This is a genomic window from Sphingomonas pollutisoli, from assembly GCF_029167165.1.
Classification (GTDB): Bacteria; Pseudomonadota; Alphaproteobacteria; order Sphingomonadales; family Sphingomonadaceae; genus Sphingomonas; species Sphingomonas pollutisoli.
Window position 1 is genome coordinate 39750 of record NZ_JARFNJ010000014.1, and the last position, 15669, is coordinate 55418.

Sequence of the window (15669 nt, forward strand, 5' to 3'; positions counted from 1 at the left end):
GCCGAGCAGGGAGCGCCGAGCCGATTTATGCTTCGAGTGAAACGCCTCTTCGCCGGCCTCGCCGCCGCGCTGCTCCTGTGCGCACAGCCCGCCGCCGCGCAATCGATCCTGCGCGACGCCGAGACCGAGGCGCTGTTCAACGACATGTCGCGGCCGCTGATCCTCGCCGCCGGACTGTCGCCAAACACCGTCAAGGTGATCCTTATCAACGACGATTCGATCAACGCCTTTGTCATCGGCGGCCAGACCGTCTATGTCCATTCGGGCCTGATCGCCGCCGCCGACAACGCCAACCAGGTTCAGGGCGTGATCGCGCACGAACTCGGGCATATCGCCGACGGGCATGTCGTACTCGCCGACGCGGGCTATCGCCCCGCGCTCGGTATCTCGATCCTCAGCCTCGTGCTCGGCGTCGCCGCCATGGCGGCCGGGGCGGGCGACGCGGGCGCGGGGATCCTCGCTGCCGGACAGACCGCGGCTGGTTACAAGGCAGCCGCGTTCAGCCGCGTCCAGGAATCGACCGCCGATGCGACCGGCGCCAAGTTTCTCCGCCAGGCGGGGATCAGCGGCAAGGGCATGCTCACCTTCTTCAAGAAGTTGCAGAGCCAGGAATATGCGGTCGGACTGCAGAATATAGATCCGTTTGCGCAAAGCCACCCGTTGAGCGGCGAACGCATCGTCACGCTGACCGCCGACGTGACCGCATCACCCGCCTACAACAAGCCGCTCGACCCCGATCTCGAGGAACGTTTCAAGCGGGTGAAGGCGAAGCTGACCGGCTATGTCGCCGATCCCAAGACCACGCTCAACATCTACCCGGCGAGCGACACCTCCGAATACGGCCATTATGCGCGTGCCTATGCGTGGCACAAAGCCGGCTATCCCGACAAAGCCGATGCCGAAACCAAGGCGCTGCTCGCGATCAAGCCGCACGATCCCTACTTCCTCGAAGTGCGCGGCCAGATTCTCCTCGAAGCGGGCAAGCCGCGCGAAGCGCTGGCGCCGCTGCGCGAGGCGACCGACCTGACGCGAACCGCGCCGTTGATCGCGACCACGTTCGGCCATGCGCTGATCGCCACTGAGGACAAGGCGAATTATCCCGAGGCGGTGAAAGTGCTTCGCTCGGCGGTTGCGCGTGACGATGACAACCCGTTCGCCTGGTATCAACTCGGCACTGCGTATGAGCTGTCGGGTGACGCGCCGCGCGCGATGCTCGCCACGGCCGAGCAAGCGAGCCTGACCGGCGACATCCCGCGCGCCGCCTATAGCGCGAAAGCGGCGCTGGCCGGGCTTCCGCCCAACAGCATCGACTGGATTCGCGCACAGGACATCGCGATGACATCGATGAACGAGATTCAAGACAATCCTGAAAAGTACAAGAAACGCCGATGAGCCGATTGACGATACCGCTTTCCGCGCTGCTCGGCGCCGTGCTTGGCGCCGGCGCGATGCTCTGGGGCAGCGGCCATTTCGCACCTCTGGGTGATCGCTCGCAGATCGAGCAGGTCGTGCACGACTATCTGCTCGCACATCCCGAAGTGTTGCCCGATGCGATGGATGCGCTTCGCGACAAGCAGCATGCCAGGACGATCGCCGACAATCGCGCGGCGATCCTGGAGCCGTTTGGCAGCGCCTGGGCGGGGAGCGCGCATCCCGACCTGACCATCGTCGAATATTACGACTATAATTGCGGCTATTGCCGCGCGAGCCTTCCAGCGATCGCGCAGTTGCTGGCGAGCGATCCCAAGTTGCGGATCGTGTTCCGCGAATTTCCGGTGCTCGCGGATTCGAGCGCGAGCGCGGCGCGCATGAGCCTCGCCGCCGCCGAGCAGGGCAAATTCAAGCCTTTCCATGATGCGCTTTATGCGGGCGGCCCCGTTACCGATCGGTCGATCGCAGCGGCGGCGAAGGTCGCGGGCGTCGATCCCGCGCGAGCGGCGGCATTCGCCCCTACGGCCGATGCCGAAATCGCGGCGAACATGGGCATCGCCCGCCAATTGGGGCTAACCGGTACGCCGAGCTGGGTGATCGGCAACCACGTCGTGTCCTCCGCGCTGCCGCTGGATGAATTGCAGAAGCTGGTGGCGCAGGCGCGGGCCAAGAGCTGACCTGCTCCTAGCGATAGGCGGACACGGCTTCATGCTCGGCCTGCGCGCTTCCGGCGTGCATCCGCTGATCGATCATCCGCTGCCAGAACGCCGCTTCCCGCTGCGCGCGTTCGGCGCATTCGCGCGAGCGACGCGCCAGGTCGATCATGTCTTCCAAAGTCATTGTTGCCCCCATTTCAAAGACGTTGAAAGCTCTGCGTCGCGGCACAACGTCGCGATGCACCACAGGATGCCACGGAAAAATCGTTAACCCTTTGTGATGTGGCATTGCTGGGACGAGCCGCGTCAACGCACGCGCCGTTGCGGTGCCGCGCGGTCATCCCTATTTGCGCCGCCACAAGGGGAAGCACATGCAACCGATCCTGTCTGTCCGGGGCGTTTCGAAAACCTACGCCTCGGGCCACCGCGCGCTCGATCCCGTCGATCTCGATATCGCCAAAGGCGAAATCTTCGCGCTGCTCGGGCCCAACGGCGCGGGCAAGACCACGCTCATCAGCATCATCTGCGGCATCGTCACGCCATCGACCGGCACGATCACGGTGATGGGGCACGACGCGATCCACGACTTCCGCGCCGCGCGCAGCGTGATCGGGCTGGTGCCGCAGGAACTTTCGGTCGACATGTTCGAAACGGTGCTGGCGAGCGTCCGCTATAGTCGTCGGCTGTTCGGCAAGCCCGGACACGACAGCTATATCGAACAAGTCCTGCGCGACCTGTCCTTGTGGGACAAACGCAACGCGCGGATCCGCGAGCTGTCGGGCGGGATGAAACGCCGCGTGCTGATCGCCAAGGCGCTTAGCCACGAACCCGACGTGCTGTTCCTCGACGAGCCCACCGCCGGCGTCGATGTCGCGCTGCGCCGCGACATGTGGAAGCTGGTCCACCGGCTCCGCCAGAAGGGCACCACGATCATCCTCACCACGCATTACATCGAGGAGGCCGAGGAGATGGCCGATCGCGTCGGCGTGATCGACAAGGGCCGCATCGTCCTGATCGAAGAGAAGACCGAATTGATGAAGAAGCTCGGCAAGCGCCAGATGCTGATCTCGCTGCAGGAGCCGATGGCGGCGACCCCCGCCGATCTCGCTGACTGGCATCTGACGCTAGAGGACGAGGGGCATATCCTGCGCTACGTTTTCGACGCACAGGCCGAGCATACCGGCATTCCCTCGCTCCTGCGCAAGCTGACAGAGCTCGGTATCGGCTTCAAGGATCTGGAGACGAGCAAGTCGTCGCTGGAGGACATTTTCGTCGATTTGGTCGAGCGCAAGGAGCAAGCGGCGTGAGCGCAGGCATCAATACCCACGGCGTCTGGGCGATCTATCGCTTCGAAATGGCGCGCTCGCTTCGTACGATCTGGCAGAGCGTCGCCACCCCCGTCATCACCACGTCGCTGTATTTCGTCGTGTTCGGCGGCGCGATCGGATCGCGGATCAACACGGTCGGCGGGGTCGGTTACGGTAGCTTCATCGTCCCCGGCCTCATCATGCTGTCGCTCCTGACGCAGAGCATCTCGAACGCGTCGATCGGCATCTACTTCCCGAAGTTCACCGGCACGGTGTTCGAGCTGCTGTCGGCGCCGGTCACCGCGATGGAGATGGTGGCGGGGTTCGTGGGGGCTGCGGCGACCAAGTCGATCGTGCTCGGGCTGCTGATCCTGGCGACCTCGGCGTTGTTCGTCCCGCTCCATGTCGCGCATCCGCTCGCGATGATCGCGTTCCTGGTGCTGACCAGCGTGACGTTCAGCCTGTTCGGCTTCATCATCGGCATCTGGGCCAACGGGTTCGAACAGCTCTCGGTGGTGCCGGCGTTGCTCGTCACGCCGCTGACCTTCCTCGGCGGCGCGTTCTATTCGATCGACATGCTGCCGCAGCCGTGGCGGACGATCAGCCTGTTCAACCCGGTGGTGTACCTCATCAGCGGGTTCCGCTGGAGCTTCTTCGACAAGGGCGATGTCAGCATCGGGTTGAGCTTGGGCGTGACCGCAGGTTTCATGGCGGCCTGTCTGGTGGCGATCGCGGCGATCTTCCGCACAGGCTGGCGGCTGAAGAACTGATCCGTCGCCCCGGCGCAGGCCGGGGCCGCTATGTCAAGAAGCACATCGGCCGCCCAACACGCAACGGCCCCGGCCTGCGCCGGGGCGACGGTTCAGTGTATGATCGGCAGCGTCACCTTCGATCCGGCGCACACCCGCTGCGTCGCCTTGACGAAATCGGCCGGTTTCGCGCGCGCGATGTTGGGCACGAAGGTCTGCGGGTTGCGGTCGATCACCGGGAACCAGCTCGACTGCACCTGCACCATGACGCGATGGCCCTTTTGGAAGACGTGGTCGTGGTCGCGCAGCGGGACGTCCCAGGCGATCACGCGGTTGGGCACCAGCGGGCGTGGCGCGGTGTCGCTGGCGAGGAACTTGCCGCGCCGCACCTCCATCGCGATCGGCCACTGATAGCCGTTGAGCTGGCGCGTGTAGGCGCCGAGCGGCGCGGCCATGTCGAACTGCTCGTAGGTCTGCGGCAGCACGTCGATCAGCTTGACCACGAAATCGCTGTCGGTGCCGCTGGTGCTCGCCATCAGCGTGGCCGCAAGCTTGCCGGTGACGGTGAGGTCGGCATCGAGCGGTGCGCTGACATAGCTCAGCACGTCGGGGCGATGATCGACGAAGCGCTGGTCCTCGCTTTCCCACCAGCGCCATTCGGGGCGCGGATAGGTCGACGAGATCGGGCGCGGCCGGAACGGCACGGGATTGGCGGGATCAGACACATACTCGCGGCACGCCTCGCCCTTCGCCGGCGCGGTAAACGAGAGCGAGCCATCGGCGTGCAAATACAGGTCGGTCGGCGCGCTGCCCGCCGGCGGCCAATGCCGATAGGTCTTCCACAGATTCGATCCCGATTGCAGCATCTTCGCTTCGAAGCTCGGGCGTTCGCCGGTGCCGTGCAGCCAGTAGCGGAAGAACGGCGCTTGGATCTGCTCGCGGAACTCGGCGCCGGTGTCGCGGCCAAGCGGGATTCGTCCGAGCATGTCCATCTTGCCCTGCCACGTGCCGTGCGCCCACGGCCCCGCCACCATCTGCGCGAGATGATCGGGATCGTTGGCCTGCTGCTTCTGGTAAATCTGCCAGCTTCCCCACGGATCTTCCTGATCCCAGAAGCCCGCGACGTTGAGCGTCGGCACCGTCGTCTTGCCGAGCGCGGTCGTCCAGTTCTGGCCGGTATAGAAGCTGTCGTGGTTGGGATGGTCGAGCAAGGCGTTCAGCATCGGCACGCTGCCCTTGAAATAGCGCGTGTCAAGGGTCTCAACCGCGCCGAGCGCGAGGAACCACTCGTAGGTATCGACATTGCCATAATCGAACGGCTTGTTTTGGGTCTTGTCGACCTGGAGGCTCGAGACCCAGTCGGTGGTATAGCTCAACCGCAGCGCGCCGTTGCGGTGGAGATCGTCGTTCTGCCAATAATCGATCCACGCCGCTTGCGGGCTGACCGCCTTGAGCGCCGGATGGGGGTGGACCAGCGACACGGCGGCGGCGAAGCCGGGGTAGGAGACCCCCCACATGCCGACGCGGCCATTATTGCCCGGCACGGATTTGACCAGCCAGTCGATTGCGTCATAGGCGTCGGTCGCCTCGTCCACCGCCTTGGGATCGGCGGGATGCACCGCCGTGGACAGCGTGAACACGCCGTCCGAGCCGAACCGCCCGCGCATCGACTGGAAGACGAAGATATAGCCGTCCTTGGCGAGCGACTGCCAGCCAAGCGGCATGGTCTTGGGGGCAGACTCCGGCACCCCGTACGGCGTGCGCTGGAGCAGGATCGGCAACGGCTCGGCGCGGTCGCGCGGGCGCAGGATGACGGTCTCCATCTTCGCGCCGTCGCGCATCGGCACCATCACCTTTTCGTAGGTGAAGGGCGACTGCTGCACCGCCTCGGCAACCGGGGCGGCTTGCGGGCGGGCGGCGACGAGTGCGGGCAGGGCCGTGGCTGCCAGCAGCAGCATGAGACTTGGTGGGGCACGCATCCGAACTTCCTCCCGTTTTCCGGGAGCCTAGCCGGGATCGGCGCGCGCTGCCAATGGGATCAGAGCGGGATACGCGCCATCAGGAAGTCTGGCATCGGACCGTTCCAGCCGTCGTCGGGGCCGTCATCCGGCTCACGGCGATCCCGGCGCGGGGCGCGATCGTCGCGCGGCGGGCGCGTGTCGCGGGGCGCGCGGTCTTCGCGCGGGGGGCGCGCTTCGCGGACGGGTTCGGCAACCGGTTCGCTCTTCGCGGCGGGGGCCTTCGGCTCGGCCTTTTTCTTCCCGCGCGTGCGCTTGCGCGGGCCTTCGCCTTCGGCATGGGCTTCGTCGATCGCGCCTTCGAAGCGCTCGATCTTCATGCCGGTGAGCTTCTCGATATTCTCGATATTCTCGGCATCGTCGGCGGTCGCGAAGGTGAAGGCGACGCCGGTCGCGCCAGCGCGGCCGGTGCGGCCGATGCGGTGGACGTAATCGTCGGGATGCCACGGCGCATCATAGTTGAAGACGTGGCTGACGCCCTTGATGTCGAGCCCGCGCGCGGCGACGTCGGAGGCGACGAGGATGTTGACATCGCCTTTCTTGAAGCGTTCGAGCTCGGCGATGCGCTGCGCCTGTTCCATGTCGCCGTGGATTTCGGAGGAGCGGAAGCCGGCGCGCTGCAAAAGCTTGTTAAGGTCGCGCACAGTGGTCTTGCGGTTCGAGAAGATGATGGCGGTCTTCACGTCCACCGCGTTCAGCAGTTCCTCGAGCTTTTCGCGCTTCTTGGAGGCGGTGACCGGGACGAGCCACTGTTTGATGTTGGTGTTCGCCGTGGCCGGGCGCGCGACCTCTATCGTTTTGGGATTGCTGAGGAATTTGTCGGCGAGCTTCTTGATGACCGGCGGCATCGTGGCCGAGAACAGCAAGGTCTGGCGCTGCGGCGGCAGCTTGGTGCAGATTTCCTCGATATCGGGGATGAACCCCATGTCGAGCATCCGGTCGGCCTCGTCGATCACCAGCAGCGAGCAGCCGGTGAGCAGGATCTTGCCGCGCCCGAACAGGTCCATCAGCCGGCCCGGCGTCGCGATCAGCACGTCGACGCCCTTTTCGAGTGCGGCCATCTGGTCGCCCATCGACACGCCGCCGATCAGCAGCGCCATCGAGAGCTTGTGATATTTGCCATACTTCTCGAAATTCTCGGCAACCTGCGCCGCCAATTCGCGCGTCGGTTCGAGGATCAGCGAGCGCGGCATGCGCGCGCGGCTGCGGCCGTGGGCGAGAATGTCGATCATCGGCAGCACGAACGACGCGGTCTTGCCGGTGCCGGTCTGGGCGATGCCGATGATGTCGCGCATCATCAGCACGCTCGGGATCGCATTGGCCTGGATCGGAGTCGGCTCGGTATAGCCGGCCTCGGTCACGGCTGCGAGAAGTTCGTCGGAAAGGCCGAGATCGGCAAAGGTCATGAAGGTTCCGGATTATTAACGCGCCGCGGGGCGATAGCGCCTACAGGCCCGCCTAGCGCTTGCGGATTGCCGCGCGAATGTCAAGAAAAAGGGGAGGTTAACGCCGTTCCACGAGCCGTCGGAAGGTCTCGATCGGGCATACCCCGCCCGATCGTGAGCGAATCGCGTCACGTCCGGCGCACAGCAGGCCGTCGTCGGGCAACCGCAGATAGAGGTCGGGGTAGAAGTCGAGCGCCGGGCAATCGTCGTCGAAGCGCGCGCGGATGCGCTCGCCCGTTTCGAGCAGCAGGTCGATGCTGTCGCTTCCGGTGATGACCGCGCGGTCGAGCGTGGTCAGCGGCACGCATTTCGGCCCGCGCTTTTCCTCCAGCCGCACCGGCCGATCGGGCCGCTCGCGGCTTCCGTGCGGATCGGTCATGCGCGGGATGCGAATGACGATGCGCGAATGGAAGGTGAGCTGCGCCATTTCGATCCGCTCGATCGGCGCGTCACGCGGCCGATCCGCCGCTGCGGCAGGGGCGAGCGCCAGCAGCGCGAGGAGGGTAGCGACCGGATTCGACATGGACCTCTTCGGGTTAACCGCGACGCTTGAACAGATGATGAATTCGCACGGCGGGACTTGGCCGTGCGATTGCAGGGCGTAACACGCGCGTGATAGGCGCGGGTTCCATGAATACAGCACAGTCCGCGCTCGTCGATGCGGTTCGTTCGGCGCTCGGCGAAAAGGCGGTCGTCACCGATCGGCACGACATCGCCCCGTGGGAGGCCGACTGGCGCGGGCGCTACCACGGCCATGCGCCTGCGATCCTCGCGCCGGACACGCTCGCGGGCGTCGTGACGGTGCTGGCGCTGGCGCATGCGCGCGGTGTGCCGCTCGTGCCGCAGGGTGGCAACACCTCGATGGTGGGCGGCGCGACCCCGCCCGCCGACGGATCGGCGCTGATCCTGTCGCTGCGGCGGATGAACCGCATCCGCGCGATTTCGGCGGCGGACAATCTCGCGGTCGCCGAGGCCGGCGTGATCCTCGCGGATCTGCATATGGCAGTGGCGGAGCGGGGCCGGCGCTTCCCGCTGACGCTCGGCGCACGCGGCAGCGCGACGATCGGCGGCCTGACCTCCACCAATGCCGGCGGCACGCAGGTGCTGCGGTTCGGGACGATGCGCGGACTCGTTGCCGGCGTCGAGGCGGTGCTGCCCGACGGCAGCGTTCATGACGGACTGGCGGCGCTGAAGAAAGACAATCGCGGCTATGACCTCAACCAGTTGCTGATCGGGGCGGAGGGGACGCTCGGCGTCGTCACGGCCGTGACGTTGCGGCTGGCGCCGGCGGTCGCCGGGCGCGCGGTGGCGTGGGCCGCACTCGCCGATCCCGCCGACGCGCTGGCGCTGCTGCGCCGCCTGGAAGCAGCGACCCACGCGATCGAGGGTTTCGAGATCATCCCCGGCGATTCGCTCCGGCTCGTGCTCGATCATGTTCCGGGCACGCGTGCGCCGCTCGCGGGCACGCATCGCTGGCACGTGCTGATCGAGGCGACCGCGAGCGAGCCGCAGGAGGAGGCCCCCGCCGTGCTGCTCGAACGGCTGCTCGCCCCCGCCATTGCCGACGGCCAGGTGGCCGACGCGGTGATCGCGGCGAGTGAGGCGCAGGCGGAAGCGCTCTGGCGAATTCGCGATTCTCTGTCCGAGGCCGAGCGCGCCAGCGGCCCGGCGGTGCAGCACGACATATCGGTCCCGGTAGCGGACATGCCGCGCTTCATGATCGAAGCGGCGGCGGCGTGCGAGGCACGCTTCCCCGGCGTCCACGCCACGGCGTTCGGGCATCTCGGGGACGGCAACGTCCATTTTCACGTCCGCGCGCCCGCCGGCGCCGATCCCGCGCGATGGTATGCCGAGGACGCACCGGGCATCACGCGCTTCGTCAACGATCTGGTCGTCGCGTCCGGCGGCTCGATCTCGGCCGAACATGGCATCGGCCAGATGAAGCTCCGCGAACTCGAGCGGCTGTCGCCACCGGCGCGGCTCGCGACGCTCCGCGCGATCAAGGGCGCGCTCGATCCGCACGGGATTATGAACCCCGGCAAGCTCGTCACGCTTGCGCCGATCCCGCGCGCGCCATAGAGGCCAGCGCCAATCGGCGCGCTCGCTAGCGGCCCGCTTACACGACCCTTTGGAGATGACGTATGGCCAGCGCGCCGCAACAAGCCTCGCTTCCCTTGTTCTACAACGCGCTCGAACCGCTTTCGAGCGGAGCGCACGCCGCGTTCAAGCTGCGCCAGATCGATCGCGCACCGTTCCTCGTCAACCAGCATGCGATTCCCGTGACGGTCGACGAGTTCATCCACGTCCAGCGCAGCATGCCGATCGTCTTCACCGCGGGCGACGATGCGGTGCCGATCGCGCTGATGGGCCTGAACGAAGGCGTCAACGTCTTCATCGACGAGGAAGGCAAGCTGACCGATCCGTCGGTGTACGTCCCGGCCTATGTCCGCCGCTATCCGTTCATGCTCGCCAAGCTGACCCCGGACGCGCAGGAACTATCGCTGTGCTTCGATTCGACCGCCGACGTGATCGGCGCGTTCGACGAGGGCGAGCCGCTGTTCGAAGACGGCAAGCCGACCGAGATCGTCCAGAACATCCTCCAGTTCAACGAGATGTTCGAAGAGGCCGGCGCCCGCACCGGCAATTTCATGCGCGAACTGCGCGAATTGGGGCTGTTGATGGAAGGCGAGATTTCGATCCAGCCCGAAGGCGCGCCGCAGCCGTTCGTGTATCGCGGCTTCCAGATGGTGAACGAGGAGAAGCTTAACGAGCTGCGCGGCGACCAGCTTCGCAAGATCCAGAAGAACGGCATGTTGCCGCTGCTCTATGCGCACCTGTTCTCGCTGCAATTGATGCCGCAGGTGTTCGATCGCCAGAACCGTCTGGGCAAGGTGCCGCTGCCGCAATTCCCGAACTGAGCAGGGGCGGGGCGGGTTTCGCCCCACCGTGCCTACCGGCTTCGACAATGGGCTTCCGCTCGCGCGGGAGCCCATTTCCTTTGGTGGATGATCGTGCGTCACGCGGCGCTGCATCATAGCCGCACGCGCGTCGATCGGACGGGGTAATGTCACAAAAGCGTAAGACTTCCGCCATTTCGGCGGGTTCGTCGCAATGTGATTTTTTGGCCTTGAAGGCCCCATACCCCCTGCCTATATTGCGGTTGCGTGGCTTCGTGTCCCCCCTTTCGCGAGGCCATGCGATACGCTTTCAGCGTATCTCCTCCCTGAACCTTGGCCACCGCGTGCTCGGCACGCGGTGGTTTTTTTGTATTCCGACGCTGGAGATTGGTGGGGTCGGGAGCGGGCCGGGGAGGCTATTCCGCCGCGATCGCGGCGGGGCCCGGAAGCGCTTCGTCCGCCACCGCCGTGATGATCCGTCGGAGCAAGGCGGTGGTCGCGATCAGGCCGTCACCGGGCCGGTCGAGCGCGCCGTCGAGGTACAGCGCGCGATCGAACTCCAGTTGCACCGCGAAGATGTGGCGCGCCGGGTCGGCATGGGTGTCGATGATGTGCCCGCCCGCATAGGGCACGTTGAGCGCCACCGGCACGCCGGCGGCGGTGGCCTCGGCCTCGATCCGCGCGATCATCCGCGACGGCGCGGCGCGACCGAAGCGGTCACCGATCACGAGGCACGCCTGTCCCGCCCCGAGCGAGGGCATCGAATGCACGTCGAGCAGCACCGCCACGCCGAAGCGCTCCCGCGCGGCCGCCAGCAGCCCGCGCAGCGCGGCGTGATAGGGGCGGTAATCCCGCACGATTCGCGCGGTCACTTCCTCGCCGTCGAGCTTGCGCCGCCAGATGTCGCCGGTGCTGGCGGTGCGGCGCGGGATCAGCCCCAGGCCGCCGCGCAGCTTCGCGGTCGCCGCCGGCAGCGACTTCAACGACACGCCGGTGTCGATGGCGGGATCGCGCTCCTGCTCGCTGCGGTTGAGGTCGATCCAGGCGCGCGCGCGGCGCTGCACGATCATCGCCTCGTCGCCACGCGCGCCCAGCGCGAGCGTATCGGCATGGCGATCCTCGAGCGCGACGAGCGTCGCCGGCGGGACCCGCAGCGCCGCGCGCATCGTCAGCGGATAGTCGCGCCCGGCGTGCGGCACCGAAAGCACGACCGGGCTGGCCGGAGCGTCCGCGTCATACAGATCGAAGGACGGAAGTGGCTGCGCCATGGCGCGAGCCTACGCCCCGCCACGGGCCACCGCAATCACGGGATGGCGGCTGGAAAATGTTAAGGGCTTTGCGCATAGACGCCGCTCGAAGGCTTGGGCGGAACGCGATGATACGGATTTTGTTGGCGGAGGACGATCGCGTGATGCGCGAGTACCTCACGCGCGCGCTGGAGCGCTCGGGCTATGCGGTGAGCGCGGTCGATCGCGGTACGGCGGCGATCCCGCTGCTGAAGACCGAACATTTCGACCTGCTGCTGACCGATATCGTCATGCCCGAGATGGACGGCATCGAGCTGGCGCAACATGCCGGGGAGATAGCGCCCGATCTGCGCGTGATGTTCATCACCGGCTTCGCCGCGGTCACGCTGAAGGCCGGCAACACGATCCCGCGCGCGCGCGTGCTCTCCAAACCCTTCCATCTGCGCGAGCTCGTGCTGGAGGTGGATCGCATGTTCGAGATGGAGCGCGTGAGCGGCGGCTGATTTTTTTCTGACAAACCGCGCTTGCGTGCGGGGCAAACCCCCGTTATTGGGCGCGGCTCGCAAGGCTCACGGGCCAAGCGCGTGGGCGTGTAGCTCAGTGGTAGAGCACTGTGTTGACATCGCAGGGGTCGCAAGTTCAATCCTTGCCACGCCCACCATTAAAGGGCCGCTGATCCGCCGGATCCGCGGCCCTTTTTGCTGCGCCCGGCTTGCCGCCGTCGCGTGCGCCGCTAAACATCCGCGCGGGGCAGGGGAGACGCGGACGTGGCGACGATGGCAGCAGAGGCGGGGGTGATCGAGCCCACCCGGCGCGACATTCAGCGTGTCATCGCGGCGTCGTCGCTCGGCACCATGTTCGAATGGTATGACTTCTTCATCTACGGCACGCTCGCCAAATATATCGGGCAGGCGTATTTCCCGACCGATAACGTCACGGTGCAGACGCTGCTGACCTGGGCGGGGTTTGCGGTCGGGTTCGGCTTCCGGCCGCTCGGGGCGATCCTGTTCGGCTTCCTCGGCGATCGGCTCGGGCGCAAATATACGTTCCTCGTCACGATCGCGCTGATGGGGCTAGCGACCGCCGGGGTCGGGCTGGTGCCGTCGAGCGCATCGATCGGGCTGGTCGCGCCGCTGATCGTGATCGGCTTGCGCATATTGCAGGGGCTGGCGCTGGGCGGCGAATATGGCGGCGCGGCGATCTACGTCGCGGAGCATTCGCCGCCGGGCAAGAGCGGCTTCTACACCAGCTTCATCCAGGCGAGCGTGGTCGGCGGCTTCCTGCTCAGCCTGATCGTCGTGCTGTCGGCCAAGGCGCTGATGCCGGCGGCGACATGGGCGGCGTGGGGCTGGCGCTTTCCCTTCATCTTCTCGCTGGTGCTGCTGTCGATTTCGCTGTGGATGCGACTCAAGCTCTCCGAAAGCCCGGTGTTCCGCGCGATGAAGGACAGCGGCGAGACCGCGGCGAACCCCTTCGTGGAGAGCTTCACCTTTCCGGGCAACCTCAAGCGCATCTTCGTCGCCCTGTTCGGCATCTCGGCAGGGCTGACGGTGATCTGGTACACCGCGATGTTCAGCGTGCTGGTCTTCCTCGGCACGATGCGCGTCGACGATACCGCCGCGCAGATCATCATCGGTGTCGGCGCGGCGAGCGGGGTGGGGTTCTTCGTGCTGTTCGGCTGGCTGTCCGACCGGGTCGGGCGCAAGACGCCGATCGTGGTCGGCTATGCCGCCACGCTGTTGCTGCTGTTCCCGATCTACTGGATGATGGGCAGCGCCGCCAATCCCGCGCTGGCCGAGGCGTCGCGGCGTGCGCCGGTGGTGGTTTCAGGCCCGCACTGCAAATATGATCCGTTCGCCGCGAAGCAGCGGGACGCGTGCGGCAAGCTGCTCGATTATGTCTCGAAGAAGGGGGTACCGTACCGCAAGGCGCATACCCCGGTGACCCTGGTGCTGATCGGCGGCGAGGCGGTGCGCGACACCAGCCCGGCGGGGCTCGACGCCGCGCTGACACGCGCCGGCTACCAGCTCGACAAGGTCGTGCCGTCGGCGGGCAATATCGTCGTGATGCTGATCGCGATCCTGATGCTGGGGGCGCTGTCGGGGCTGACCTTCGGGCCGGTGGCGGCGCTCCTGTCGGAAATGTTCCCGCCGCGCATCCGCTACAGTTCCATGTCGATCCCGTATCATATCGGCACCGGCTATTTCGGCGGGTTCCTGCCGTTCATTAGCCAATATATCATCGCGCGCACGGGCAATCCCTATTCGGGCCTGTGGTACACGATGGCGGTGGTGGCGATGGCGTTGCTGGTGACGATCTGGGGGCTGGGCGAGACGCGCGCTGGAACGGCGGAGGTCGAGTAGCCGGATTGCCGCGCGCCGTGCGCCGCCCTAGACCGGCTGGCGATGGATGATCCGCACACACCGGTCCCCGCCGCGACGCTGGTGATCTTCCGCGATCGGAATGGTGCCGCGCCGGATCTGCTGATGGTCGAGCGCGCCAAGGCGATGGCGTTCGCGGGCGGCGCGACCGTGTTTCCCGGCGGCCGCGTCGATCCGGGCGATCACGCGCTGGCGGCGCGGTTCGGCGGCGAGCCCGAGGACATCGCCGCGCGTATCGCCGCGATCCGCGAGACGATCGAGGAAGCGGGTGTGCCGATCGGCCTCACGCCGATGCCGGACGCCGACGCCGTGGCGCGCCTGCGGGCGGCGCTGCACGCAGGCACGACCCTTGGGACCGCGCTGGACGCGCACGGTTTCACGATCGATCCCGCGCCGCTGGTGCCGTTCGCGCGCTGGGTGCCGACGCATCCCGCGCGGCGGGTGTTCGACACGCGCTTCTACCTCGCCGCGCTTCCCGGCGGCGCGCCCGAGCCGACGGTCGATGCGACCGAGAACACCCACGTCTTTTGGGCGGGTGCCGGGCGCGTGCTCGATGAGGTCGCGATGGGGCGGCGGCATGTCATCTTCCCGACGCGCCGGAATCTCGAACGGCTCGCCCGCTACGCCGGCTTCGCGCATGCGCGCGCCGACGCGCTGGCCTGTCCGGTTCGCACCGTGTCTCCGTGGACCGAGGAGCGGGACGGGGTGCCGCATCTCTGCATCCCCGACGATCTCGGCTATCCGGTGACGGCCGAGCCGCTGGCGGATGCGAAGCGCGGGTGATGGCGGCACTTCGACGCGCCGCGCTGGCGGTGCTGGTCGCGGCGCTGCTGCTGGTGCTGATCCTCGCCGCGATCGCGGGCTTGCGTGCCAACCCCGAGGATCTGCCCTGGACACCGCTGCACCTGAGCCAGCCGGTCGGCCTGTTCACCGGCCGCAAGCTCGCCGGGCTGCACGGCGAACACCCGAAGTGTGAGAAACTGCTCACCGAGGCCGGGGTACGGTTCGAGGCGGCGCCGCCGATCAAGGACGGGATATGCGGCTATGCCGATGGCCTGCGCCTCGCCGCCGGGGGCGCGCGTCGCATCGCGCTCGCGCCGGCGGCGCCGGTGATGGCGTGTCCGGTCGCGGCCGGTCTGGCGATGTGGGAGTGGAATATCGTCCAGCCCGCCGCGCAGCGCTATCTCGGCGCGCCGGTGGTCGCGATCGAGCACCTCGGCACCTACAATTGCCGGCCGGTTCGTGGCAGCAGCACGACGCTCAGCGAACATGGCACCGCCGACGCGATCGACGTGTCGGCGTTCCGGCTGGCCGACGGCACGCGGATCACGCTGAGCGGCGATTGGAAGGGCGACGGCCCGCGCGCGACCTTCCTCCACACCGTCCGTAACGGCGCCTGCAAACTGTTCGCGACCGTGCTGTCACCCGAATACAACGCCGCCCACCGCAATCATCTGCATCTCGACCAGGCGCCGCGCGGCGCGATGGGCTGGCGTGCGTGCCGGTGAGGTGAGTTACCATATTTCCCCCTCCCGCTC

15 protein-coding genes and 1 tRNA gene are annotated in these 15669 nt (G+C 66.8%); 11 read left to right on the forward strand and 5 right to left on the reverse strand.

Annotated elements, in window-relative coordinates; genetic code table 11:
* Nucleotides 1-36: 36 nt before the first annotated feature.
* Together PX554_RS22365 and PX554_RS22370 are read left to right on the forward strand one after the other, a co-directional pair.
* A complete protein-coding gene (locus PX554_RS22365; protein ID WP_093222725.1) occupies nucleotides 37-1392 on the forward strand; it encodes a M48 family metalloprotease in 1356 nt (451 codons plus the stop codon).
* The gene (locus PX554_RS22370; RefSeq protein WP_093222723.1) at nucleotides 1389-2108 is read left to right on the forward strand and encodes a DsbA family protein; all 720 of its coding nucleotides are present in this window, start codon (nucleotides 1389-1391) and stop codon (nucleotides 2106-2108) included. The genes PX554_RS22365 and PX554_RS22370 overlap by 4 nt, the downstream gene beginning before the upstream one ends.
* Nucleotides 2109-2115: 7 nt before the next feature.
* Here the strand turns inward: PX554_RS22370 and PX554_RS22375 are convergent, their stop codons facing one another.
* Nucleotides 2116-2397 (reverse strand): hypothetical protein, encoded by a 282-nt coding sequence (locus PX554_RS22375; protein WP_275504586.1) that lies wholly within the window; start codon nucleotides 2395-2397, stop codon nucleotides 2116-2118.
* A gap of 61 nt (nucleotides 2398-2458) precedes the next feature.
* Between PX554_RS22375 and PX554_RS22380 the strand changes: the two genes are divergently transcribed.
* Nucleotides 2459-3394 (forward strand): ABC transporter ATP-binding protein, encoded by a 936-nt coding sequence (locus tag PX554_RS22380; RefSeq protein WP_093222722.1) that lies wholly within the window; start codon nucleotides 2459-2461, stop codon nucleotides 3392-3394.
* Between the two features lie 8 nt (nucleotides 3395-3402).
* Complete coding sequence (locus tag PX554_RS22385; protein ID WP_093222978.1) at nucleotides 3403-4164, forward strand: ABC transporter permease; 762 nt, start codon at nucleotides 3403-3405, stop codon at nucleotides 4162-4164.
* A gap of 92 nt (nucleotides 4165-4256) precedes the next feature.
* Here the strand turns inward: PX554_RS22385 and PX554_RS22390 are convergent, their stop codons facing one another.
* The 3 genes from PX554_RS22390 to PX554_RS22400 form a co-directional block, all read right to left on the reverse strand.
* Complete coding sequence (locus PX554_RS22390) at nucleotides 4257-6122, reverse strand: CocE/NonD family hydrolase (RefSeq protein ID WP_093222720.1); 1866 nt, start codon at nucleotides 6120-6122, stop codon at nucleotides 4257-4259.
* Between the two features lie 59 nt (nucleotides 6123-6181).
* On the reverse strand, nucleotides 6182-7567 hold the full coding sequence (locus PX554_RS22395) for a DEAD/DEAH box helicase (RefSeq protein ID WP_093222719.1): 1386 nt from the start codon (nucleotides 7565-7567) through the stop codon (nucleotides 6182-6184).
* Between the two features lie 97 nt (nucleotides 7568-7664).
* Nucleotides 7665-8129: a hypothetical protein gene (locus PX554_RS22400; protein WP_256326117.1), complete on the reverse strand. Its 465-nt coding sequence runs from the start codon at nucleotides 8127-8129 to the stop codon at nucleotides 7665-7667.
* A gap of 107 nt (nucleotides 8130-8236) precedes the next feature.
* On the opposite strand from PX554_RS22400, the gene PX554_RS22405 reads away from it, so the two are divergent.
* Both PX554_RS22405 and PX554_RS22410 read left to right on the forward strand, forming a co-directional pair.
* Nucleotides 8237-9685, forward strand: coding sequence for an FAD-binding oxidoreductase (locus PX554_RS22405; RefSeq protein WP_275504587.1), 1449 nt, complete (start codon nucleotides 8237-8239; stop codon nucleotides 9683-9685).
* A 62-nt stretch (nucleotides 9686-9747) separates the two neighbouring features.
* A complete protein-coding gene (locus PX554_RS22410) occupies nucleotides 9748-10524 on the forward strand; it encodes a SapC family protein (protein ID WP_093222716.1) in 777 nt (258 codons plus the stop codon).
* A 395-nt stretch (nucleotides 10525-10919) separates the two neighbouring features.
* Here PX554_RS22410 and PX554_RS22415 read toward each other — a convergent pair whose 3' ends face one another.
* Nucleotides 10920-11771 (reverse strand): N-formylglutamate amidohydrolase, encoded by an 852-nt coding sequence (locus PX554_RS22415; RefSeq protein ID WP_275504588.1) that lies wholly within the window; start codon nucleotides 11769-11771, stop codon nucleotides 10920-10922.
* A gap of 107 nt (nucleotides 11772-11878) precedes the next feature.
* Here PX554_RS22415 and cpdR point away from each other — a divergent pair, with 107 nt between their 5' ends.
* The 5 genes from cpdR to PX554_RS22440 all read left to right on the forward strand — a co-directional run bounded on the left by cpdR (nucleotide 11879) and on the right by PX554_RS22440 (nucleotide 15639).
* Nucleotides 11879-12253 carry a cell cycle two-component system response regulator CpdR gene (gene cpdR, locus PX554_RS22420; RefSeq protein WP_093222713.1) on the forward strand — a complete coding sequence of 125 codons (375 nt, stop codon included), beginning with the start codon at nucleotides 11879-11881 and terminating at the stop codon, nucleotides 12251-12253.
* Between the two features lie 83 nt (nucleotides 12254-12336).
* A tRNA-Val gene (locus PX554_RS22425) sits at nucleotides 12337-12411 on the forward strand.
* A 115-nt stretch (nucleotides 12412-12526) separates the two neighbouring features.
* Nucleotides 12527-14113, forward strand: a complete 1587-nt coding sequence (locus PX554_RS22430) for an MFS transporter (RefSeq protein ID WP_275504617.1) — start codon at nucleotides 12527-12529, stop codon at nucleotides 14111-14113.
* Between the two features lie 42 nt (nucleotides 14114-14155).
* Nucleotides 14156-14914, forward strand: coding sequence for an NUDIX hydrolase (locus PX554_RS22435; RefSeq protein WP_275504589.1), 759 nt, complete (start codon nucleotides 14156-14158; stop codon nucleotides 14912-14914).
* Complete coding sequence (locus tag PX554_RS22440) at nucleotides 14914-15639, forward strand: extensin-like domain-containing protein (protein ID WP_275504590.1); 726 nt, start codon at nucleotides 14914-14916, stop codon at nucleotides 15637-15639. The genes PX554_RS22435 and PX554_RS22440 overlap by 1 nt, the downstream gene beginning before the upstream one ends.
* The last annotated feature ends 30 nt before the right edge of the window (nucleotides 15640-15669 follow it).

Coding starts and splice junctions, on each gene's coding strand:
- PX554_RS22380 (WP_093222722.1), top strand. CDS start 2,459: ATGCAACCGATCCTGTCTGTCCGGGGCGTTTCGAAAACCTACGCCTCG.
- PX554_RS22430 (WP_275504617.1), top strand. CDS start 12,527: ATGGCAGCAGAGGCGGGGGTGATCGAGCCCACCCGGCGCGACATTCAG.
- PX554_RS22435 (WP_275504589.1), top strand. CDS start 14,156: ATGGATGATCCGCACACACCGGTCCCCGCCGCGACGCTGGTGATCTTC.
- PX554_RS22410 (WP_093222716.1), top strand. CDS start 9,748: ATGGCCAGCGCGCCGCAACAAGCCTCGCTTCCCTTGTTCTACAACGCG.
- PX554_RS22440 (WP_275504590.1), top strand. CDS start 14,914: ATGGCGGCACTTCGACGCGCCGCGCTGGCGGTGCTGGTCGCGGCGCTG.
- PX554_RS22415 (WP_275504588.1), bottom strand. CDS start 11,771: ATGGCGCAGCCACTTCCGTCCTTCGATCTGTATGACGCGGACGCTCCG.
- PX554_RS22400 (WP_256326117.1), bottom strand. CDS start 8,129: ATGTCGAATCCGGTCGCTACCCTCCTCGCGCTGCTGGCGCTCGCCCCT.
- PX554_RS22405 (WP_275504587.1), top strand. CDS start 8,237: ATGAATACAGCACAGTCCGCGCTCGTCGATGCGGTTCGTTCGGCGCTC.
- PX554_RS22370 (WP_093222723.1), top strand. CDS start 1,389: ATGAGCCGATTGACGATACCGCTTTCCGCGCTGCTCGGCGCCGTGCTT.
- cpdR (WP_093222713.1), top strand. CDS start 11,879: ATGATACGGATTTTGTTGGCGGAGGACGATCGCGTGATGCGCGAGTAC.
- PX554_RS22390 (WP_093222720.1), bottom strand. CDS start 6,122: ATGCGTGCCCCACCAAGTCTCATGCTGCTGCTGGCAGCCACGGCCCTG.
- PX554_RS22395 (WP_093222719.1), bottom strand. CDS start 7,567: ATGACCTTTGCCGATCTCGGCCTTTCCGACGAACTTCTCGCAGCCGTG.